Origin of the sequence: Acidaminococcus sp. AM05-11 (assembly GCF_003472805.1) — a bacterium.
Taxonomy (GTDB): domain Bacteria; phylum Bacillota; class Negativicutes; order Acidaminococcales; family Acidaminococcaceae; genus Acidaminococcus; species Acidaminococcus hominis.
The window spans coordinates 66,066-86,380 of sequence record NZ_QRMX01000005.1 but is presented as its reverse complement, the minus strand read 5'-3'; the positions used below and the strand labels follow the sequence as shown (position 1 = coordinate 86,380).

Annotated in this window: 21 protein-coding genes and 1 tRNA gene; 3 read left to right on the top strand and 19 right to left on the bottom strand. The window is 53.0% G+C overall.

Features of this window, described 5'->3' with window-relative positions:
* Positions 1–16 precede the first annotated feature (16 nt).
* The 13 genes from DW089_RS04440 to ybaK all read right to left on the bottom strand — a co-directional run bounded on the left by DW089_RS04440 (position 17) and on the right by ybaK (position 11,889).
* Positions 17–580, bottom strand: coding sequence for a 5-formyltetrahydrofolate cyclo-ligase (locus DW089_RS04440; RefSeq protein WP_105327201.1), 564 nt, complete (start codon positions 578–580; stop codon positions 17–19).
* Positions 580–999: a preprotein translocase subunit YajC gene (yajC, locus tag DW089_RS04435; protein WP_118286851.1), complete on the bottom strand. Its 420-nt coding sequence runs from the start codon at positions 997–999 to the stop codon at positions 580–582. Before yajC ends, DW089_RS04440 begins: the two co-directional genes overlap by 1 nt.
* Positions 1,000–1,003: 4 nt before the next feature.
* Positions 1,004–2,125: a tRNA guanosine(34) transglycosylase Tgt gene (gene tgt / locus DW089_RS04430; RefSeq protein ID WP_105327199.1), complete on the bottom strand. Its 1,122-nt coding sequence runs from the start codon at positions 2,123–2,125 to the stop codon at positions 1,004–1,006.
* A 10-nt stretch (positions 2,126–2,135) separates the two neighbouring features.
* A complete protein-coding gene (queA, locus tag DW089_RS04425; RefSeq protein WP_118286850.1) occupies positions 2,136–3,152 on the bottom strand; it encodes a tRNA preQ1(34) S-adenosylmethionine ribosyltransferase-isomerase QueA in 1,017 nt (338 codons plus the stop codon).
* Positions 3,153–3,160: 8 nt separating this feature from the next.
* A complete protein-coding gene (locus DW089_RS04420; protein WP_105327197.1) occupies positions 3,161–4,474 on the bottom strand; it encodes a SpoIID/LytB domain-containing protein in 1,314 nt (437 codons plus the stop codon).
* On the bottom strand, positions 4,471–5,052 hold the full coding sequence (locus tag DW089_RS04415; RefSeq protein ID WP_118286849.1) for an epoxyqueuosine reductase QueH: 582 nt from the start codon (positions 5,050–5,052) through the stop codon (positions 4,471–4,473). Before DW089_RS04415 ends, DW089_RS04420 begins: the two co-directional genes overlap by 4 nt.
* Complete coding sequence (ruvB, locus tag DW089_RS04410; protein ID WP_105327195.1) at positions 5,049–6,065, bottom strand: Holliday junction branch migration DNA helicase RuvB; 1,017 nt, start codon at positions 6,063–6,065, stop codon at positions 5,049–5,051. Before ruvB ends, DW089_RS04415 begins: the two co-directional genes overlap by 4 nt.
* Entirely contained in the window at positions 6,065–6,676 is a 612-nt protein-coding gene (ruvA, locus tag DW089_RS04405) for a Holliday junction branch migration protein RuvA (protein WP_105327194.1), read from the bottom strand. Before ruvA ends, ruvB begins: the two co-directional genes overlap by 1 nt.
* Positions 6,673–7,170, bottom strand: coding sequence for a crossover junction endodeoxyribonuclease RuvC (ruvC, locus tag DW089_RS04400; protein ID WP_105327193.1), 498 nt, complete (start codon positions 7,168–7,170; stop codon positions 6,673–6,675). The genes ruvA and ruvC overlap by 4 nt, the downstream gene beginning before the upstream one ends.
* Positions 7,171–7,238: 68 nt before the next feature.
* Entirely contained in the window at positions 7,239–7,967 is a 729-nt protein-coding gene (locus DW089_RS04395; protein WP_105327192.1) for a YebC/PmpR family DNA-binding transcriptional regulator, read from the bottom strand.
* A gap of 54 nt (positions 7,968–8,021) precedes the next feature.
* On the bottom strand, positions 8,022–9,524 hold the full coding sequence (locus DW089_RS04390) for a 4Fe-4S dicluster domain-containing protein (protein ID WP_105327191.1): 1,503 nt from the start codon (positions 9,522–9,524) through the stop codon (positions 8,022–8,024).
* A 281-nt stretch (positions 9,525–9,805) separates the two neighbouring features.
* The gene (gene thrC, locus DW089_RS04385; protein ID WP_118286848.1) at positions 9,806–11,308 is read right to left on the bottom strand and encodes a threonine synthase; all 1,503 of its coding nucleotides are present in this window, start codon (positions 11,306–11,308) and stop codon (positions 9,806–9,808) included.
* Between the two features lie 107 nt (positions 11,309–11,415).
* The gene (gene ybaK, locus DW089_RS04380; protein WP_118286847.1) at positions 11,416–11,889 is read right to left on the bottom strand and encodes a Cys-tRNA(Pro) deacylase; all 474 of its coding nucleotides are present in this window, start codon (positions 11,887–11,889) and stop codon (positions 11,416–11,418) included.
* Positions 11,890–11,981: 92 nt separating this feature from the next.
* On the opposite strand from ybaK, the gene nadE reads away from it, so the two are divergent.
* The gene (gene nadE / locus DW089_RS04375; protein WP_118286846.1) at positions 11,982–13,892 is read left to right on the top strand and encodes an NAD(+) synthase; all 1,911 of its coding nucleotides are present in this window, start codon (positions 11,982–11,984) and stop codon (positions 13,890–13,892) included.
* 64 nt (positions 13,893–13,956) lie between these two features.
* Here nadE and DW089_RS04370 read toward each other — a convergent pair whose 3' ends face one another.
* Complete coding sequence (locus DW089_RS04370; RefSeq protein ID WP_118286845.1) at positions 13,957–14,244, bottom strand: thioredoxin; 288 nt, start codon at positions 14,242–14,244, stop codon at positions 13,957–13,959.
* Positions 14,245–14,371: 127 nt separating this feature from the next.
* On the opposite strand from DW089_RS04370, the gene bioB reads away from it, so the two are divergent.
* On the top strand, positions 14,372–15,340 hold the full coding sequence (gene bioB / locus DW089_RS04365; RefSeq protein WP_118286844.1) for a biotin synthase BioB: 969 nt from the start codon (positions 14,372–14,374) through the stop codon (positions 15,338–15,340).
* A 71-nt stretch (positions 15,341–15,411) separates the two neighbouring features.
* Here the strand turns inward: bioB and rbr are convergent, their stop codons facing one another.
* The gene (gene rbr / locus DW089_RS04360) at positions 15,412–15,954 is read right to left on the bottom strand and encodes a rubrerythrin (RefSeq protein WP_105327185.1); all 543 of its coding nucleotides are present in this window, start codon (positions 15,952–15,954) and stop codon (positions 15,412–15,414) included.
* Positions 15,955–16,069: 115 nt separating this feature from the next.
* On the bottom strand, positions 16,070–17,179 hold the full coding sequence (locus DW089_RS04355) for a copper amine oxidase (RefSeq protein ID WP_105327184.1): 1,110 nt from the start codon (positions 17,177–17,179) through the stop codon (positions 16,070–16,072).
* 201 nt (positions 17,180–17,380) lie between these two features.
* Between DW089_RS04355 and DW089_RS04350 the strand changes: the two genes are divergently transcribed.
* Entirely contained in the window at positions 17,381–18,190 is an 810-nt protein-coding gene (locus DW089_RS04350) for a hypothetical protein (protein WP_118286843.1), read from the top strand.
* Positions 18,191–18,299: 109 nt separating this feature from the next.
* Here the strand turns inward: DW089_RS04350 and DW089_RS04345 are convergent.
* The 3 genes from DW089_RS04345 to DW089_RS11290 all read right to left on the bottom strand — a co-directional run bounded on the left by DW089_RS04345 (position 18,300) and on the right by DW089_RS11290 (position 20,262).
* Positions 18,300–18,385: transfer RNA gene (locus DW089_RS04345), tRNA-Leu, on the bottom strand.
* 127 nt (positions 18,386–18,512) lie between these two features.
* Positions 18,513–19,337, bottom strand: a complete 825-nt coding sequence (locus tag DW089_RS04340; protein WP_105327182.1) for a MetQ/NlpA family ABC transporter substrate-binding protein — start codon at positions 19,335–19,337, stop codon at positions 18,513–18,515.
* Positions 19,338–19,548: 211 nt separating this feature from the next.
* On the bottom strand, positions 19,549–20,262 hold the full coding sequence (locus DW089_RS11290; protein WP_147351151.1) for a NifB/NifX family molybdenum-iron cluster-binding protein: 714 nt from the start codon (positions 20,260–20,262) through the stop codon (positions 19,549–19,551).
* Positions 20,263–20,315: the final 53 nt, after the last annotated feature.

Sequence of the window (20,315 nt, the reverse complement as noted above, 5' to 3'; positions counted from 1 at the left end):
TTCCTCCTTGACATCGTTACCGGCAGACCCGCAGGCCCTTTTCTGTACACAGGTAACGAATTTTTGCGTCGTGCGCATTCACAGGCAGTTCTTTCAATACCTGTGCTTCATAGCCTATAGCCATGGTAACTGCTTTGGTGCATCTGGGCAGGAAGCGGTCATAGTAGCCCTTGCCCTTGCCCAGCCGGTCGCCCTGGGCCGTAAAGCCCAGACCGGGAACCAGCACCAGGTCAATATCTTCAGGAGCGATGACTTCCACCGGTTCCTGGGGCGTACGGATGCCGAAGCGGTCCGTGCCCAATTTTTTTAAAGAAACCAGCCGAACAGCCTGCATCTGCCCTTCTTCCTCCAGGATGAAGGGGACGCAGACTGTTTTGCCCATACTGAGCGCCGTAGAAATGGAGGCGTCCACGCTGGCTTCCCCTGGCACTGCCAGGTAGGCCATAATGACTTTGCCTTCCAGGAACAAACGGCTGTTGGAAATATGGCTGTTGATTTCTTTATGGAATTTGTGCAGTTCCCGCTGATTCAATTTTTTGAGTTTCTCTTTGATTTCCAGGCGAACTGTCTTTTTTTCCATTATTTAGACTCCTCACTGGTTTCTGCAGCCGGTTCAGCTTTGGCAGCATCGGCAGCGTTTTCTGCAGGAGCTTCAGCCTTGGCAGCTTCCGGAGCCTTGGCTTCTTCCTTCACTTCTTCCTTGGTTTCTTCTTTGGGGCTGTTGTCCTTGTCAAAAGCAGAGGTCAGCACAGTGCCCACAGCAGAACGGCGGATATGGAATTCCACGTTTTCTGCCACTTTAATGCGCAGTTTGTCTTCCTGCACCTTGGTGATAACGCCGAAAATGCCCCCGATGGTCACAATCCGGGTACCGACCTTCAGCGCGTTGAGCATGTCTGCTCTCTTTTTCTGATCTCTCTTCTGGGGACGGTAGATCATCATGTAGAAGATCGCCGCCATCAGAATGAAAGGCCAGGCCATTTGAATCATACTTTCCATTCGATTACCTCCCTGTAGTGTTGTAATTCTCTAAGAACGCTGCCCGAAATTCCGGGAACGTGTCATTAGCAATTGCCTTGCGCATATTCTCTGCAAATTTTAACAGAAAATGGAGATTATGTATAGACAGCAGCCGCAATGCCAGGATTTCTTCTGCCTTAAACAGGTGACGGATATAGGCCCGGCTAAAGTGGCGGCAGGTATAACAATCGCAGTTTTCGTCAATGGGGCGGAAGTCCTCCATATAGGCAGCGTTCCGCACTACCAGCCGGCCGGTAGGCAGCATGGCCGTACCGTTTCTGGCTACCCGGGTGGGATACACACAGTCAAACATATCCACCCCCAGGTTGACCCCTTCCACCAGGCAGTCCGGCGTACCAACGCCCATCAGATACCGGGCTTTGTCCTTGGGCATCCACTGGGTGGTTTTTCCCAGGATATCGTACATGAGAGGATGGGGTTCCCCTACGCTGAGGCCGCCGATGGCAAAGCCGTCAAAATCCATGGACGTAATGGCTTTGGCACTGTATTCCCGCAGGTCCGGATACATGCCCCCCTGAATAATGCCGAACAGGCCCTGGTCATCCCGGGTTTTGGCGTCCAGGCAGCGCTTGGCCCAGCGGGTGGTCCGCTCGGTGGACTGCTTGGCGTAGGCGTGGTCCGCAGGATAGGGAATGCATTCGTCAAAGGCCATAATAACGTCGGCCCCCAGGTCTTCCTGGGCTTTGGTAGCCACTTCAGGATTCAGGAACTGCTTGGAGCCGTCCAAATGGGACCGGAACATGACCCCTTCTTCTGTAATTTTCCGCATTTCTCCCAGGCTGAAGACCTGGAAGCCGCCGGAGTCCGTAAGCATCCCCCGGTTGTAGTTCATAAATTTGTGCAGGCCCCCGGCCTTCTTCACCAACTCCGTGCCAGGACGGAGGAACAGGTGGTAGGTATTGGACAAAATCACCTGGGAGTTCATGGCGTAGAGTTCTTCCGGGGTCAGGGTCTTTACCGTGGCCTGGGTACCTACGGGCATGAACATGGGGGTGTCAAAGGTGCCGTGGGGAGTGTGCAGCTTGCCCAGCCGGGCCCCGCTGCGGGGGTCTTCTTTAATCAGTTCGAAATAGACTTGGCGCATGGAATCTCCTTTACCGAATGAACATGGCATCGCCAAAGCTGAAGAAACGATACTTTTCCTGAACGGCCACCTTGTAGGCGTTCAGGATCATTTCCCGACTGGTCAGGGCAGCCACCAGCATAATCAGCGTGCTTTGGGGCAGGTGGAAATTGGTGACCAGGGCGTCCACAATCTTGTATTGGTAGCCCGGGTAGATAAAGATGCTTGTCCAGCTGCCGCCGGGCTTTACAATCCCGTCTGCCCCAGCAGATTCCAGGGTCCGGACGGAAGTGGTGCCTACGGCAATGACCCGTCTGCCTTCCCGCTTGGCCCGGTTGATGGCTTCCGCCGCCTCCGGGGTCACCGAGTAGAACTCGCTGTGCATCTTGTGGTCTTCAATTCGGCTTTCGCTGACCGGCCGGAAGGTGCCAAGACCCACATGGAGGGTTACAAAAACTTCTTCCACGCCCATATCCTTGATTTTTTGCAGCAGTTCCTTGGTAAAGTGCAGGCCGGCAGTAGGTGCCGCAGCGCTGCCCCGTTCCCGGCTGTACACGGTCTGGTACCGTTCCTTGTCGGCCAGGGGTTCGTGGATGTAGGGCGGCAGGGGCGTTTCTCCCAGCCGGTCCAGGATTTCCTCAAAGACGCCGTCATAGTGGAAGCGGGCAATCCGGCCGCCAAAATCGGTGGTTTCCAGAATTTCACAGCTCAGCTCCTCGCTGAAATTAATCTGGGCTCCCTTTTGCAGCTTCTTGCCGGGCCGTACCAGCACTTCCCAGTCCGTGGCATTTTTCCGGGTCAGCAGAAAAACTTCCACATGGGCTCCGGTGGTTTTCACCCCGTGGAGCCGGGCCGGGATTACCCGGGTATCGTTAAAAACCAGTACATCACCGGGTTTCAGGTATTCCGGCAGGTTGTAGAAATGCCGGTGTTCCAGTTCACCCGTTTTTTTATCCATCACCAACAGCCGGGAAGAATCACGGGGTTCCACCGGATGCTGGGCAATCAATTCCTGAGGCAGCTCATAATCAAAATCTGTAACGTCCATTTTTTCTCCTAATATTCTTTTTCCACCCGAATGCCCGGATAATAATGGGCCAGGATGGTTTTATAATAATCTTTCTTACCCCGGGCTTCCCTGGACAGGGCCATGCCCCGGGCGCCCCACTGGCTTAGGCCAACGCCGTGGCCCCAGCCGCCTCCGGTAAAGGTCACCTTTTCCCCGGGTACGTCACTAAACAGCCGCAGATCCCCTACGGCCGTGCCGCCCTGGTCCTTTTCCCGGATGGGTATGGTTTTTTCCCCAATCTGATACCCATACCGGTTGGTAATGGGTACTTCCAACTTGTCCGGCCGTTCCGGTCCAATCTGGATTTCAAACAGGGTGCTGCTAAGGCCCAGCATGGAGCGGACCTTATTGCCGGGGATGGTCACAGAGCCCCGCTTGCCAATAAAGGTCATGCGCTTCACCCGGCCGGAGGTTCCCCGGTCCGGGGTCCATTTCATGGGCGCCGCTGCCCGGGCGGACAGCCGGATGCCCTCCAGGTCCCCCACATTGTAGCCGTTCTGGCTCAGCAGCCGGTTCAGCTGGACCTTGGTAAAGCTTTTGGTCCAGGTGTACTGGGGGGAATCCTTGTCCTCATCGGGCACTGCCTGAAGATAGGGAATATCCTTTCCCCAGACATTGTAGGCGGATTCCGTATACCCGCCGCTGCTGCTGTGAAAGAAGGCCTGAATCAGGTCTCCCTTGTAGGTAGCCGCCATTCCTTCCGTTGCGTCCACCAGTTTGTTGGTGTTGGCGTGTTCTGCCGCCGCCCCGCCGTAGACCTGGCCCATATCCGTAGCTTTGATGTCAAAGTTGGGGTACTGGTCCTTGTCCAGGTGGTACAGGGCAAAGGAGCGGGCAGCTACAGCCTGGGCCTTGATGGCTTCGTCGGGCCACAGGGGAATCACTTCCTTGGAAACCACCCCGTACAGATACTGCTCCACCGGCAGGGTATTTACCACCGTCAGGTTTTTCCGGCCGCTGTTTAAAAGCACGGTCAGGGCACCCCGGTAGTTTTTCTGGTTGATATAGATGGGGTTCTTGGCGTTGTCAGCTACCAGAGAAAGCTGACCCCCGGAAAGCTTCTTATCATCTGCATATAGGCTGCCGTTTTTTACACTGACAAAATGCTGGCCCGGTGAAAGCACGGTAGTTTTCCCGCTTCCGTCAATGACCTTGATTTTGCCCTTGGACTGCACCTGGGCGGAAAACTGCTCCACTGCCAGGCCCACCCGAATTTTCGGGCCGCCTCCTGCTGCCAGGGCAAGGCCCTGGAACAGAAGAACCAGACATACAACTCCGATGATCGTCAGCTTTTTCTTCATAGGCTGCTGCCTTCCTGCTGGGGCTGGGCCGCCGGGTGCTTCTTCTTTTTCACCCGTTCATACCGATCCCGCTCACTGAAGATGCAGCCGCAGTAGGGCTGCCGGTACATTTCCAGCTCCAGGCTGATGTCCACTCCTTCCTGGTAGCCAACCCGGAAATCTTCATAGTAGAAGGGAATCCCCTCCCGCTCTGCGATTTCTTCGGCAATTTCCTTAATCAATTCATGCTTTTGGTAGGGACTCACCAGCAGCGTGGTGGAAAAGGCATCAAAGCCGTTTTCCTTGGCGTAGCGGGCTGCCGCCTCCAGGCGCACCCGGTAGCAGTAGGCACAGCGCACGGTGGGTTCGTCCAACATACCCCGGAGGGTCTGCTCCAGGGGATAGCTTTTGTCCACCACCAGTTTGTATTTTCGTTTTTCGCAGAATTCCCGCAGGGTATTCAGCCGCCGCTTGAATTCTTTATAAGGATGGATGTTGGGGTTAAAGTAATAAATTGTAAAGCTCTTTCCCTGCTCCGTCAAGGTTTTTACAGGATAGGTGGAACAGGGGCCGCAGCAGGCATGAAGCAATAGGTTCACGGTACATTCCTCTCTTCTGGATAGGGTACGCCCAAATACTGGTACGCCACAGCCGTAGCCTGCCGTCCCTTGGGCGTCCGGTGCAGCATTCCCAGCTGCATCAGGTAGGGTTCATACACATCTTCCAGGGTTTCCGTTTCTTCGTTAAGGGACGCCGCCAGGGTATCCACCCCCACGGGCCGTCCCCCAAAGTCCACCACCAGCTTGTGCAGCAGCCGGCGGTCGTTCCGGTCCAGACCCAAATCGTCGATTTCCAGCCGCTGCATGGCTTCCCGGCAAACTTCCGTGGAAATATGGTCCAGATCCGCCACCTGGGCAAAGTCCCGCACCCGCTTGAGCAGCCGGTTGGCTACCCGGGGGGTACCCCGACTCCGCCGGCCGATTTCGTAGGCCCCTTCCGGGTCTATCTTCACCTGCAAAATTTCCGCAGCCCGTTCCACAATAATCTGCAATTCTTCCGGAGTGTAGAATTCCAAATGGCAGATGACCCCAAAACGGTCCCGCAGGGGAGCCGCCACGGAGCCCATCCGGGTGGTTGCCCCAATCAGGGTAAACCGGGGCAAATCCAGCCGTACGCTCCGGGCTGCCGGCCCCTTGCCGATGATAATGTCCAGGGCGTAGTCTTCCATGGCCGAATAAAGGATTTCCTCTACGGTCTTGGGCAGCCGGTGGATTTCATCAATAAACAGCACATCACTTTCGTTCAGATTGGTAAGAATGGCCGCCAGATCCCCCTGCCGTTCCAAGGCCGGGCCGCTGGTAATGCGGATGTTTACATTCAGCTCGTTGGCAATGATATTGGCCAGGGTGGTCTTCCCCAGTCCCGGAGGCCCGTAGAGCAGCACATGGTCCAGGGCTTCCTTCCGTTTCAACGCCGCCTGGATAAAAATCTCCAGGTTCTTCTTCACCTTGGTTTGTCCGATATATTCCGCCAGGCGCCGGGGCCGGAGGCTGTACTGCCAGCCGTCCTGCTCCTGCTCCTGTCCTGCAATCACGCGATTGGTTTCTTCCATTAGCTCCTCCTGGCCATAAGCCGCAGCGCTGCCTTCAGCAGTTCTTCCGCCGTACTGTCAGGTGTTACGGGGAGCTTTTTCAGCACCTCCGCAATTTCTGCTTGGGTATAGCCCAGATAGGTCAGTCCGTCAGAGACCGCCCCCAGCACGCCGGTGCCTTCTTCCAGGCTTCCCAGATTTTCGCCGCCCCCGGCTTCTTCCGTGCCTTCCGGTCCCAGGATATCCTTCAGCTCCAGGAGCATCCGTTCTGCCGTTTTCTTTCCAATCCCGGGAAGCTTGGTCAAATACTTCAGGTCCCGGTTCTTTAGGGCTAGGTAGAAGGCATCTACCTTGGAGGCCGACAAAATACCCAGTGCCACCTTGGGGCCAATCCCGCTGACGGTAATCAACTGGGTAAACAGATTGTAGGCATCATAGGTCAAAAAGCCATACAGCTGGAGGGCGTCCTCCCGGACCGCCAGATAGGTGTACACCTTTGTCCGCTGATCCACCGTCAGCCGGCCCAGGTCCCCGGTATTCATGAAAATCCGGTACCCTACCCCACTGCTGGTTTCCAAAAGGCAAAAATTCACCCCAATATGGTCCACTCTGCCGTTAATAAATCCGATCATGATAACCTCTCCAGCAAATCTTTTTCCCGAATGGAATTCAGGCCGCAGATGCCAATGGCCAGGGCGTCCGCCACATCATCCGGTTTGGGTTTCTCCTGGATGTGCAGCAGCTTCTGGACCATGTAGGTCACCTGATTCTTGTCCGCCCGTCCGGTACCGGTAATGGCCTGCTTTACCTGGATGGGGGTGTATTCAAACACCGGAATCCCAGCCAGGGCTGCTGTCAGCACAATAACGCCCCGGGCCTGTCCCACAGGAATAGCCGTATTCACGTTCCGGTTGAAGTACAGCTTTTCTACCGACATGAAATCCGGCTTATAATCCGCAATCAATCCATTCAATTCTTCAAAAATCTTCTTCAGCCGCAATTCCGGCAGCATATCCTTATCCGTAAAAACGGCTCCGTAATGCACAGGAATCAGCCGGCTTTTTTCCAGACGAACCAGCCCGTAGCCGCAAATCGCCGTTCCCGGGTCGATGCCCAATACCAGCATAAAATTCCTCCTGATAGTGAAAAACCGGCCAAGCGGGGAAACCCCCAGCTGGCCGGCCATACTTCTTGTTATTCTTCAGGCAGGTCAGCGTTTGTATAAACGTCCTGCACGTCGTCCAGGTCCTCGAAGTTATCGAGCATCTTCTGTACCTTTACTGCATCTTCACCCGTAACGGTGATGGTGTTGTCAGGAATCAGGGACAACTCACTCATGGCAACCTCAATATTATGATCAGCCAGGGCTTTTTCCACGGCATCGTAGTCTTCCGGAGCGGTGGTAATCACATAGCTGTCATCTGTGGTTTCCATGTCTTCAGCGCCTGCGTCCAAAGCGATTTCCATCAATTCGTCTTCAGAGGGAGCGCCTTCTTTTTCCACGGTGAATACACCTTTGTTTTTGAACATCCAGCCTACGCAGCCGGATTCACCCATGTTGCCGCCTTTGGAAAAGACATGGCGCACATCGGCAGCCGTACGGTTCCGGTTATCCGTCAGGGCGCTGACCATAATGGCCACCCCTGCAGGGCCGTACCCTTCGTAGGTAATTTGTTCGTAATCAGAGCCTTCCGTGGTACCTTCGCCCTTGGCAATGGCTCTTTTGATATTATCTTTAGGGATATTGTTGGCTTTAGCCTTGGACAGAGCCAACTTCAGCTTCATGTTGCCAGTAGGATCAGAACCTCCCATGCGGACAGCAATAGTAATTTCTCTGCCAATTTTCGTGGTAATCTTCCCACGCAGTGCATCTGTTTTCCCTTTTTTGAATTTAATATTTGCCCACTTAGAGTGTCCCGACATACAAATTCTCCTCCTACCTTGATATAGCTACTCGGCTATTTTATCACACTACGCTTATTTGCGCAAATATACCCGTTCCATATCCACGTTTTTCACGCCTTGCTGGGCCAATTCGTTGTCCCCTGCGCAGGTCATGGCGGTAGTGGCGGCAAAGCGTTTGAGCAGTACCCGGGTAATGCCCGGTTCCGTCATGGCTCCCGGTCCATTGAGGCAGCCCTTCTCGCAAGCCATGCCTTCAATATATTTCACATCCAGCTTACCGTCCTGATAATCCTTCAGTGCCTGCAAGCACTGGTCCAAACCGTTGCAGTACTGGCCGCTTACTTCCAGGTTGTATTTTTCCTTGGTGTAGTCATTGACGGCGGTGCTTACCCCAGCTGCCTGCGGGAAGCTGCAGCCGTCAGCAGAGGAAGCAGCGTGGAACGGAGCGGCTTCGCAGTCCGCCGGGTTGATGCCCATGCTGTCCATCATGCATTTCAGTTCTTCAAAGGTCAGCACAAAATCGATGTCTTCGGGGTGTTCCCGGGCTTCTACCTTTTTGGCAATGCAGGGACCTACAAAAACCGTCAGCGCACCGGGATCGTCATGTTTTACAGCCTTGCTGCGGGCCACCATGGGAGATACGGTATCGGAAATGCAGTCTGCCAAAGCCGGTGCATGGCGTTTTACCGTAGCCACAAAGGCCGGGCAGCAGGAACTGGTCATCAGCTTCTGGGTGCCGTGTTCCACCTTTTCCACATATTCTTCCGCTTCGGAAATAGTGGTCATATCGGCGCCTACCGCCACTTCCCGGACTTCCTTGAAGCCCAGCTTCTTGCAGGCAGCCACAATCTGGCCCGGCTGTACCTTCAGGCCGAACTGGCCTACGAAGGAAGGTGCCAGCAGGCAATAGATTTTTTGGCCGGATTTGATGGCCTGGATCAATTGGACAATATGGCTGCGTTCTTCGATAGCGCCAAAGGGGCAGGCAGCCCGGCAGGCACCGCATTCTACGCAGATGTTCTTGTCAATTTCCGCTTTCTTGTTCTTGCCGGTATGCAGGGCGTGTACCTTGCAGGCATTTTCGCAGGGACGGGCAATTTCCGCTACAGCGCCGTAGGGGCAGGCCCGTTTGCAGTTACCGCATTCCACGCACATATCATAGTCGATGTGGGCCCGGCCCTGGTAAACGGAAATGGCCTTTTTGGGGCAGCCGTTCATGCAGCGGTGGGTCAGACAGCGGCGGCAGATATCGGTGATCATATATTTGTTTACAGGGCAGGCGGAGCAGGCTTCCGGCAATACAGCAATCACGTGCTGGGTCCGATCCACCGGTTCCTCCAAGGCTTTTTGGGATGCCTGGATAATGTTCATATCCGTATCCATACCCAGGGCAACGTTGATCCGTTCCTTCAGGACGGCTCTTTCCTTGTGCACACAGCAGCGCAGTCTGGGCGTGTTTTCGTTCACGATCTGCAGCACGTCATAAACGTGGTCCGGCAGATTCCCATCATACGTCATCTTGGCAAGCATGGTCAGCACTTTCCGTCTGATCTTGGTAATTTCTGTTACTTCCATTTTTTCTCCCCTCTGAATCGCGTAATCTACGTTGGATATCATACCATATTTCCTATAAAAAAATAAGGCGTTCCCACGAAATTTTACGTTTGAACTGAAACATTTTTAACACTTTATTCGACTTTTCTTATGACCCCTATTACAGGAGCTTAGACACCACTTGTGACCGCATTTTTTACCCTGGAAAAGCTTTTTTTGCACGTAAGAAGAGCTTTCTGTCCCCAGGGAACAGAAAGCTCTCGATATACAAGTTCGGGGCCGGGCCCCATGCTTTCCAGGCCTTATTCCAGGCCCAGGGTCTTTTTCACTTCCGCTTCCAGCTGATCCTTGGCAATCACCTGGCTCTGCCGCACCTGCAAATAGGGCAGTTCGCTCATGCTGGCCGGAATGGTCAGCTTGGTAAGCTCGGCCAGGGTCTTCATGGCCTCAAAGGGATTCAGGTCCGCTTGTTCGTACTTATCAGGGTTCAAGGACTGCAGCACCACATCATTGAATTTGAAGGGGCTGGCCGTAGAAACCACAATGGAGTACGTGGGGTCATTGGTCATCAGCCGGTATTTTTCCAGTGCCTTGTAGGCTACTGCGGAATGGGGATCCATTACATACCCGTAATTGTTGTACACATCCCCGATGGTTTCCCGGGTTTCCACCTCGTCCACCCAGGTACCGAAAAAGTCCTTGAGAATCCGGCTTTGCAGCTCACTGTCAATGCTGTATTCTCCCTTGTCCGCCAGTTCCTGCATCCAGCCGGCCACCTTGGCCGCATTATGACCGGTCTCCTCAAACAGGAGCCGTTCCAGGTTGCTGGAAACCAGGATATCCATGGACGGAGAAATGGTCTTATGGAAAGGACGTTTCCGGTTGTAGACGCCCGTATTGATAAAGTCCGTCAGCACATTATTACTGTTGGAAGCGCAGATGAATTTGTTCACCGGCAGGCCCATGAGCTTGGCGTAGAACCCGGCCAAAATATCCCCAAAGTTCCCGGTAGGAACGGAGAAGTTGATGGGTTCGCCGTTTTCAATCCGGCCGCCGTTGACGGCTTCCGCATAAGCGCTGAAATAGTATACAATCTGGGGAACCAGCCGGCCCCAGTTGATGGAGTTGGCAGAGGAGAAGGCGCAGGCGTGTTCATCCAGCTCTTCAGCCAGTTTCTTATCGCCAAAGAGTTTCTTTACGCCGGTCTGGGCATCGTCGAAATTGCCTTCCACCGCAACGGCGTGAACGTTGTCGCCCTTTTGGGTAACCATCTGCAATTTCTGGATGTCACTAACCCCTTCCTGGGGATAGAACACGATGACTTCCGTTTCCGGCACATCAGCAAAGCCTGCCATAGCCGCCTTGCCCGTATCCCCGGAGGTAGCCACCAGAATCACCAGTTTTTTCTCTTCCCCGGTCTTTACCACAGCCTTGGTCAGGAACAGGGGCAGAATTTGCAGGGCCATATCCTTAAACGCACAAGTAGGTCCATGCCACAATTCCAGTACATCCAGGTCTTTCTTCAGCATGTGGAGCGGTGCAGGAAAATCCCCAAAGCGTTCTTTGCTGTAGGCAGTTTCCACACAGGTTTTCAATTCTTCTTCACTATAATCTGTCAAGAACCTTGCCAGTACCGTAAGTGCCCGGTCACTGTAGGGCGTACCCCGCATGGCATCAATTTCAGCCAGGCTGATTGCAGGAAACTCTTTGGGTACAAATAACCCTCCATCAGCTGCCAAGCCATTGGAAATGGCGTGGGCTGAACTTACCATATCTGTTTTCCCTCTTGTACTAATGTATAACATAGTCCCCCTACTTTCTGCTTTACGCAATCGTATCATAGCATAAGCGCCCCTTGTGCGCAACTACCTCGGCAATTTTCGCTCTATTTCAGCCGTTTCTTCTTCTTTTCTTATTGATTGGTAAAGTAGCTGCCTTCCACTGCCGCCAATAAATCGTCGGGTTTTAACAGCAGCTGCAGTCCCCGGTGCCCGGCACTGACCGCAATAATCTCCCAGTTTTTGGCCGTGTCGTCCAGGTATACCGGATAATGCTTCTTGGCGCCGATGGGGCTTACCCCGCCCCGGATGTAGCCGGTAAGGCCCAGCACTTCCTTCAGATGCACCAATTCGGTTTTCTTGTTGCCGCTGGCCTTGGCCAGGGCCTTCAGGTCCAGCTCTCCGTTGCCCCGAATTACGGCAAACAGGACGCCAGTTTTATCTCCCCGGCAGCACAGGGTCTTAAACACCTGTTCCGGGGGCATTCCTACAGATTCTGCCACATGGACGGCGTCCAAATGTTCCGGATCTACCGGATAGCTTTTCAGATCATAGTTGATATGGGCTTCGTCCAGAATACGAGCCGCATTGGTCTTCTTGACTTTCATATCCCCGCTCCTTTTGTTATAATGGTAAGCATACAGGTTTGATAAGCCCATCTGTAAGCTTATATTATATCAAGTAACGGAGTGATACACAAATGAAGATCACGATTGCTTGTGCCCAGATCCAGGTAGAACCTGGCAATCCGGAAGCCAATACAAAAAAGGCCCTGGCCTATTTGGAAAAAGCCAGAGCCCAGCAGGCGGACATTGTCCTGTTCCCCGAATTGACCATCCCCGGCTACCTTTTGGGAGACCTTTGGGAACAGAACGCTTTTCTCAGGGACTGTGAAGCCTGGGGCAAGGAACTGATTGCCGCCAGCAAGGACCTTTGCATTGTTTTTGGCAATATTGCCCTTGACCCTGAAAAAATCAACGAAGACGGCCGGATCCGCAAATACAACGCGGCCTTTGTGGCCCAAAACGGCAAACTGCTCCACGGTGGTCTGCCCTACCCCTTTATCAGCAAAACTGCCCTGCCCAACTACCGGGAATTTGACGATGGCCGGTATTTCCACAGCACCACCAAGCTGCAGTTGGAACTGCCCGGGACCCCGTCGCTCAAAGAGCTGCTCCAGCCCGTAGCGGTAACCATCAGGGGCCAGGAAGTCAAGCTGGGCATCATGCTCTGTGAAGACGGCTGGACGGAAAACTACTACTATAATATTCCCCAGCTTCTCAAACAAAACGGAGCCCAGCTTCTCTGCAATATTTCCTGCTCTCCCTACACCTTCCACAAAAACGTCAAACGGCACCGGATTTTTGCCGCCCAGGCCAAGGAATGCGGCATTCCCCTGGTCTACTGCAACAGTGTAGGGGTCCAAAACAACGGGAAAAACATCTTTACCTTCGATGGCTGCAGCACCTTCTACAGTGCGGACGGCCAAAGCCGCTCCGATGCCCCGGCCTTCCAGGAAACCCTGCTTACGGCCCAGTTTGATCCGGCAGCCCGGCAGCTGGAACTGAACAAAGCACCGGAACCGGAATTTTCCGATGCCAAGGAAATTTATACGGCCCTGCACTATGGGGCTTCCCAATTTCTCAAGCAGATTGGCCTCCAAAAGATGACCATCGGGGTCTCCGGCGGCATTGACTCTGCGGTAACGGCCGCCTTCTATGTGGACATTCTGGGAGCGGATAATGTGCTGTTGGCCAACATTCCCAGCCGCTATAATTCCTCTGTTACCAAAAACCTGGCCCAGCAAATGGCCCAGGCCCTGGGTACCCGTTACGTAATCATTCCTATCCAGGAAGTAGTGGACAAGACCATTGAGCAGCTGGGCCAGACCCCTATCCACAACTACGCTACGGGAGAAGATTCCAAGCTGACCATTACCCCCTTTGCTACGGAAAACATTCAGGCCCGGGACCGGGGTGCCCGGGTAATTGCCGGACTAGCAGCTTCCTTTGGGGGCGGCTTCTCCTGCAACTCCAACAAGGCGGAAATGACCGTGGGCTACGCCACCTTCTACGGCGACATTGCCGGCGTCCTGGCCCTTTTGGGAGATTTGTGGAAGCACCAGGTCTACGCCCTGGGCCACTACCTGAACGAAGAAGTTTTCCACAAAGAAGTGATTCCAGAGCAGATTTTCACTATTAAGCCCAGTGCCGAACTGTCCGAAGCCCAAACCGTGGGAAACGGCGGCGACCCCCTGGTCTACCCCTACCACGACTTTCTGTTCCGTTCCTTTATTGAGGACTGGTACAAGACTTCTCCAGAAGACCTGCTGGGCTGGTACCTGGAAGGCACCCTGGAAGAACACCTGGGCTGCGCCCCGGGGCTGGTCAAGGAACTGTTCCCCACTCCCCAAGCCTTTATTGCAGACCTGGAGCGGTGGTGGAAAAACTTCTGCGGCCTGGCAGTAGCCAAACGGATTCAGGCCCCTCCCATCCTGACCATTTCCAAGCGGGCCTACGGCTACGACCACCGGGAAGCCCAAATGAAGCCTTTCTACTCCCGGAAGTATCAGGAAATGAAAGCCAAGGCCCTGTCCGGTGCCAATAGCTGATTTTTAAGCGCACGAAAAAAGCGGTTCCAAGCCATTGCCTGGAGCCGCTTTTTGTATAAGTGTTTCAGCCTTGCATTGCCTTCTGGTAGAAGTCCCGGAGGATTTTGTCCATTTTCTCCTCGGAATCTCCGGGCGCAGCCTCGTAGACCTTTTCGTCCCCGTAGAAGAAAGTGGGGCAGTAATAATAGTTCCGGCCCTGGAGTTTTTCCGGTTCCTTGGTCTCACTGACCCGGACCAGGGGAATTTCCTTGTACTCCGGATGCTCTGCAAAAATGCCTTCCAAGGCATGGGAAGCCTTTTGGCAATAGGGACAGCCTTCCAGATAGATGAACAGCAATTCTTTTTTGTCCATTTTGATACACTCCTTTTCCTAGTGAAATAAAAAGTTTTATGTTAACCTGTTTGTAATATGCGTTGACCGTTCTTTTCCCGTCCCCTATAATGACTCATAGACCATTGGAGAAGGGATGACTAATTTCATGAAAGAAACACTAACGGCTGTTGCCGATCGGATTATGGCTGGGTACCGCCTGCAAAAGGACGATGCCATTGTACAGGAAATGCTGACCCTGCCCCTGGAAGACCTGCAGCGGGAAGCTGGACGCCTGCAAAAGCATTTCTGCGGCAACCATGTGGATTTCTGCACCATCATCAACGCCCGCAGCGGCCGCTGCGGCGAAAACTGCAAATACTGCGCCCAGGCCGCCTGCCATCATACGGACTGTGAAGAATACGGCTTTTTGCCCAAAGAAGAAATTATGAAAGTGGCCAAGGCCGACCAAGATGCCGGCGCCAACCGTTTTTCCCTGGTAACTTCCGGCCGGGCCTTGACCGGTAAGGATTTTGAGAAAGCCCTGGACACCTACCAGGAAATGCACAAAACCCTGACCATCGACCTGTGCGCCTCCCACGGCATTCTCAGCCAGGAACAATTCCACCGGCTGGTACAAACCGGAGTTACCAGCTACCACCACAACATCGAGACCTCCCGGCGCTACTTCCCCCAGATCTGCACGTCCCATACCTACGATGACCGGATCCGGACCATCAAGGCCGCCCAAGCAGAAGGTCTGTGCGTGTGCTCCGGCGGCATCATCGGCATGGGAGAAACCTGGCAGGACCGGCTGGATATGGCCTTTGAGCTGCAAGGCCTGGGAATTGAATCCATTCCCATCAACGCCCTGATGCCCATCCCCGGCACCGGTATGGAAGGTCGTCCTTCCTTGCCGCCGGAAGATATCCTGCGCACCATTGCCATTTTCCGCTTCATCAACCCCACAGCCAATATCCGCCTGGCTGCAGGCCGCAAACTGTTGCCGGACAACGGCAAGTCTGCGCTGCTCACCGGGGCTTCTGCTTCCATTACCGGCAATATGCTCACCACCTCCGGCACCACCATTGCAGAAGATATGGAAATGCTGACGGAATTGGGGCTCACCAACCGGTAATTACAACCCAAAATTGCTTTTAAAAAAAGGTGTCTCAAAAGTAACTTTTGAGGCACCTTTTTTGTGTCAGCTTAGAAGCATTCGCAGTTGACCATGAAGTAGGATCTGGGATGAGCGCAAACCGGGCAGATTTCAGGAGCTTTTTCAGCTTCAACAATGTGGCCGCAGTTGGAGCAGATCCAAACGGTCTTTTCATTGCGTTCGAACATGGTCCCATCTTCTACCTTTTTCAGCAGAGCTTGGTATCTTTCTTCATGATGTTTTTCGATAGCACCTACAGCTCTGAATTTATAAGCCAATTCGGTGAAGCCTTCTTTTTCAGCGGTTTCAGCGAAGCCTTTGTACATATCGGTCCATTCGTAATGTTCACCGGCAGCCGCATCTTTCAGGTTGGCAACGGTATCAGGAATGGAGCCGCCATGGAGAGCCTTGAACCAAATCTTGGCGTGTTCTTTTTCGTTGTTGGAGGTTTCCAGGAAGTTGGCTGCTACTCTTTCATAGCCTTCTTTTTTAGCTACGGAAGCATAATAACCATACTTGTTATACGCTTGAGATTCACCTGCAAAAGCAGTTTGTAAATTCTTTTCAGTTTGAGTACCTTTTAATTCTGGCATTGTCAATTCCCCCTATATTCTAGCATTTCGAGCGGATAAAAACGTTTCATGCATCCATCTCGATTACAGGTTTATTATAGGCCATTTTTAATAAAAAAGCAAGTATTTTTGATAATTATTTTCCATTAAATCTATTTCTAAAATCGTTTTTCTCCTCACCCTGCCAGAACAGCCGAATGGGCAGATTGGAAGAACCAGGAGGCGAAAAATGGAAGGTAGCCCGACGGTCCGCAGGAATGGTGCCCACCACCATGTTTTCCCCGTCTCCGCTCCAGCCAAAGGAAGTAGCGTCTTCCGGCAGGCGGATGTATTTGGCGGCCTTATCCTGTACGTCCAGCACCCCTTCCCCGGCATAGGGTCCCCCGTAGGGATTGAACCGGAGAATGGTATTGCGCTTGCCCTTGGTCCGGAAATTTACGTCGTACATTACCCCATAGTTGCCGTAATTGATGACCTTTTGGCCGGTGGTGGCGTCCACCCCAGTAACGTAGGGATTCTTGGCATTATCCGCCAGTTCCAGGCCCCAGATGGTGTTCTTATCCGCATCAAAGGGTTCCTCCAGGGTTACATGGCAGTTGGAGGTATTGAAGGTCCCCCGCAGCACATGGCCGCCTTCGTCAGGGGGCAGAATGGAAAACAGATCCGTAGAAATTTTCAGGTCCGCATTCATGGGCATCATGAGCACGGACACTTCTACGGGCTGGTCTGTTTCCAGGTCCACAATTCCCGTAACCAACTGCTGGGGCTTTACTACCAGGCCTTTGCCGCTGCCCAAAAGATCCTTGACCCCTAAAACTGCAAAGGGCTTCCGGCTGGGGACGGATCCATAGTAGCGTTCCTGGGCTTCCTTGCCCGCTTCCAGCCAGTCCGTATTAGGCCGGGAAACGCCATTTTTCCCCACCAACACCGAACTGGGCCGTAGGGACACCCGGCGCAGCACCACCGCCAGCCGTTTATCGGTTTTCATATCATTCACATGATGAAAAAACAAGCGCACCGGACCCTGCACCGTATCCCGGTACATGATGCCGCATTCCTTGACCATTTCTGGGCTGTCAGAAAAGACCAGCTTGGGGCCATCCTGGGTAATTTTACCCTGAACTTCCTGGTATTCAGGAACACCCCCCTGCCAGTTGGGAGCATCGGCTGCAGCCCCTATATGCCAGGGCAGCAGGGACGCCAGCCCCATACACAAAAAACCAAACCATTTGACTTTCTTTTTCACACTATCCCTCCATTGGGTTGTTCTTATTTTTACGTTTTGCACGTTCCTTATTGTAGCACAAATCGGATACACAGATTTATTTTCAGAAATCATGCAAAAATCGAAATTTTGATATTGTTTATTTCCCATAAGGTCTGTATAATAAAGGCATAAATCAAAAGCTTATTATGCTTTGTTTCCATAGAAAGGCGGTCCTTGAATATGCAAATCCATTACGTCACTGCTAACCCCAGCGGCAACATTACGCTTTTTGTCCTTGATCCCATCCCTCCTGAGCAGCGGAAGGTTGTCAATCGTTTTCTTTTGGAAATGGAACCAACGGCGGAACAGGTAGGCTGTTTTGCCGTTGCCGGGAACCACACTACCGTAACCATGATGGGCGGCGAATTCTGTGGGAACGCTTCCCGTTCCTCGGCAGCCTATGCCCTGCTGCTGCAAAATAAGGACCAGGGCGATTTTATGGTCAGCTGCTCTGGCTGCTCGGAAGCCCTGCCAGCCCGTGCCAAAAAGATCAAGGACCGCACCTACGAAACGGTCATCAAACTCCAGCCCCCTCTGAAAACCGGCACCATTCCCCTGTCCTATGAACGGGAGAGTGTGGAGTGCCAGCTGATTTCCCTGCCGGGCATCGACCATTACATTTATTTCACCCCCAACCTGGATTATGTGGACAAAGAACAATTGTTCCAATCCCTTCAGCGGGAAGTTTCCCGGTGGCCGGAACCCGAGGCCTATGGGCTGATGCTGGTAGATCCAGGCAGTCTGGAGGTAATTCCCGCAGTCTATGTGTGCAAAACCGGCACCCTGTACTGGGAGAACAGCTGCGGTTCCGGTGCGGCTTCCGTGGCAGCAGCCCTGGCCTTGCGCCAAGGCCGTTCCCTGGAAGTAGAGCTGACCATGCCCGGAGGCAAATTAACCGCCGGTGCCGATATCCAGGACGGCAAGGTGGTTTCCCTGCACCTGGGTGGTCTGGTGGAATTTGGGGAAGAAAAAACTGCAGAGCTGAAATAAAGCAAAGTGAACTGCGTACCCGCTGGGCATCCCAGCGGGTTTCTTTTGTCCAAAAGCTTTTTGGCGCACAAAAAAAGACTGTGAAAATTTCACAGTCTCACTTTTTGATTGGTGCCGAAGGCCGGACTCGAACCGGCACGCTTTGAGGGCGCTTGATTTTGAGTCAAGTGCGTCTGCCAATTCCGCCACTTCGGCAAAGCGTGATAGGTATCACAACAGTGATTATTTTATCATGCAGCAATCCCTTTGTCAACGAACTTTTTTTACTTTTAGAAAGTTTTCCGGAGAAAGAAAGGGCCGCAGCCACGCTGCAGCCCCTAGCTTATTTGGCAGGAACAATGGTTCCCTTGAATTTGTCTTCAATGAATTTTTTCACTGCCGCAGAATGGAAGATTTCCGCAATCTTCTTATATTCCGGCTTGTCCTTATCCTTTTCCCGGGCAGCCAGCACCATAACGGCTAACGGTTCATCGTCTGCTTCCCAGAACAGGCCCTGCTTCTTCACGTCCATACCGGAACTCATTACATAGTTCATGGTAATCACGGCCAGATCCACATCTGCCAGGCTTCTGGGCAGCTGCGCAGCCTCCAGCTCTCTAAACTGCAAATGTTTGGGGTTTTCCACCACATCGTTGACCGTGGCCTTAAAGCCCACCCCAGCCTTCAATTTAATCAGGCCAGCCTTTTCCAGGAGCACCAGTCCCCGGCCGCCATTGGTGGGATCATTGGGAATGGCCACTACAGCGCCGTCGGGCACAGCCTTCAGGTCATGAATCTTGTCACTGTAGATACCCATGCGCATCAGGATGGTGTTGCCAATGGGCACCAGTTTGGTATTGTTTTGGGTATTGAAGTTGTTCAAGAACGGTGCGTGCTGGTAACTGTTCAGGTCCAGATCGCCTTCCGCCAAGGCCTTATCCGGCGTAATGTAATCGGAGAATTCCACCACTTCCACATTCATGCCCTGTTTTTTGGCTTCCTCAGCCACTGCATGGACCACGTCCGCATGAGGCCCTGCCGTAGCGCCAATTTTGATAGGCTTGCTGCTTGTCCCGCCAGCTTTGGAATCACTGCCGCCGCAGCCTGCGGCTAATAGAGCCAGTGCCAAAACGCCTGCCAGCACGGCTGCCAATTTGTTTTTCTTCATGAAGCATCTCTCCCATCTGTTAATTCATATCTGTATAGTATGTATTGCTGTACCGCCTATCATACTTGTCTTTTCCCACCCTGTCAAGAAAAATTCACAAAGTCTGTATCTCCCCTATTAGACTGTACCGTTTTTTTCAGTTTTGGAGCCATAAAAAAACAAAACCGGAGGAGATGTTTGTGCCATCTTCTCCGGTTCTTCCAACTGCCGCTTAGTTTTCTTTGGCAGCTTTCTTTTCCTTTGCGCCGTGCTTATCCTTGTGTTTGTCTTCATGCTTTTCTTCGTGTTTTTCGGCGTGTTTATCTTCATGCTTATCGGCATGTTTGTCTTCGTGTTTGTCTTCGTGTTTACCTTCGTGCTTATCGGCATGCTTAGTTTCGTGTTTATCCTTGTGCTTTTCTTCGTGCTTCTCTGCGTGTTTTTCGGCATGCTTATCCGCCTTTTTCTCCTGGTGCTGCTTTTCCTTCAGCTCGGCCTTGGCTACCGCCCGCAGGTCCTTTTCCTCATGCCCCTGATGTTCATGGTGACCGCAGTCGTGACCGTCTTCTCCATGGTCATGCTTATGGCCGCAGCCATGACCTTCTTCATGACCGTGATGATGGCCGCAGCCCCCTGGAACGTCTGTGAGCTTGCCTTCCAACAGCTGCTGCACGGCCGCTGCCACATCGCCTTGGGCCCCTGCGTAAATCTGAATACCCAGTTGGGTCAGGCCCGTTCTGGCACCTTCTCCCATGCCGCCGCAGATTACCGTGTCCACGCCCTGCTCCTTCAGAAAAGCAGCCAGGGCCCCGTGGCCATGACCCTCAGCGTCCAAAAGCCGCTGATCCGTAATCTTCCCCTCTTCCACCGTTACCAGTTTAAATTGGGTGCTTTTGCCAAAATGCTGAAAAATTTGTCCTTCTGCAAAAGGAATTGCAATTTTCATATTTTCTGCCTTCTTTCTCAAAAGAAAACCTCTGCCGTGTGCACAGCACGTCC

Coding starts and splice junctions, on each gene's coding strand:
- DW089_RS04440 (WP_105327201.1), bottom strand. CDS start 580: ATGGAAAAAAAGACAGTTCGCCTGGAAATCAAAGAGAAACTCAAAAAA.
- yajC (WP_118286851.1), bottom strand. CDS start 999: ATGGAAAGTATGATTCAAATGGCCTGGCCTTTCATTCTGATGGCGGCG.
- tgt (WP_105327199.1), bottom strand. CDS start 2,125: ATGCGCCAAGTCTATTTCGAACTGATTAAAGAAGACCCCCGCAGCGGG.
- queA (WP_118286850.1), bottom strand. CDS start 3,152: ATGGACGTTACAGATTTTGATTATGAGCTGCCTCAGGAATTGATTGCC.
- DW089_RS04420 (WP_105327197.1), bottom strand. CDS start 4,474: ATGAAGAAAAAGCTGACGATCATCGGAGTTGTATGTCTGGTTCTTCTG.
- ruvB (WP_105327195.1), bottom strand. CDS start 6,065: ATGGAAGAAACCAATCGCGTGATTGCAGGACAGGAGCAGGAGCAGGAC.
- ruvA (WP_105327194.1), bottom strand. CDS start 6,676: ATGATCGGATTTATTAACGGCAGAGTGGACCATATTGGGGTGAATTTT.
- ruvC (WP_105327193.1), bottom strand. CDS start 7,170: ATGCTGGTATTGGGCATCGACCCGGGAACGGCGATTTGCGGCTACGGG.
- DW089_RS04395 (WP_105327192.1), bottom strand. CDS start 7,967: ATGTCGGGACACTCTAAGTGGGCAAATATTAAATTCAAAAAAGGGAAA.
- DW089_RS04390 (WP_105327191.1), bottom strand. CDS start 9,524: ATGGAAGTAACAGAAATTACCAAGATCAGACGGAAAGTGCTGACCATG.
- thrC (WP_118286848.1), bottom strand. CDS start 11,308: ATGTTATACATTAGTACAAGAGGGAAAACAGATATGGTAAGTTCAGCC.
- ybaK (WP_118286847.1), bottom strand. CDS start 11,889: ATGAAAGTCAAGAAGACCAATGCGGCTCGTATTCTGGACGAAGCCCAT.
- nadE (WP_118286846.1), top strand. CDS start 11,982: ATGAAGATCACGATTGCTTGTGCCCAGATCCAGGTAGAACCTGGCAAT.
- DW089_RS04370 (WP_118286845.1), bottom strand. CDS start 14,244: ATGGACAAAAAAGAATTGCTGTTCATCTATCTGGAAGGCTGTCCCTAT.
- bioB (WP_118286844.1), top strand. CDS start 14,372: ATGAAAGAAACACTAACGGCTGTTGCCGATCGGATTATGGCTGGGTAC.
- rbr (WP_105327185.1), bottom strand. CDS start 15,954: ATGCCAGAATTAAAAGGTACTCAAACTGAAAAGAATTTACAAACTGCT.
- DW089_RS04350 (WP_118286843.1), top strand. CDS start 17,381: ATGCAAATCCATTACGTCACTGCTAACCCCAGCGGCAACATTACGCTT.
- DW089_RS04340 (WP_105327182.1), bottom strand. CDS start 19,337: ATGAAGAAAAACAAATTGGCAGCCGTGCTGGCAGGCGTTTTGGCACTG.
- DW089_RS11290 (WP_147351151.1), bottom strand. CDS start 20,262: ATGAAAATTGCAATTCCTTTTGCAGAAGGACAAATTTTTCAGCATTTT.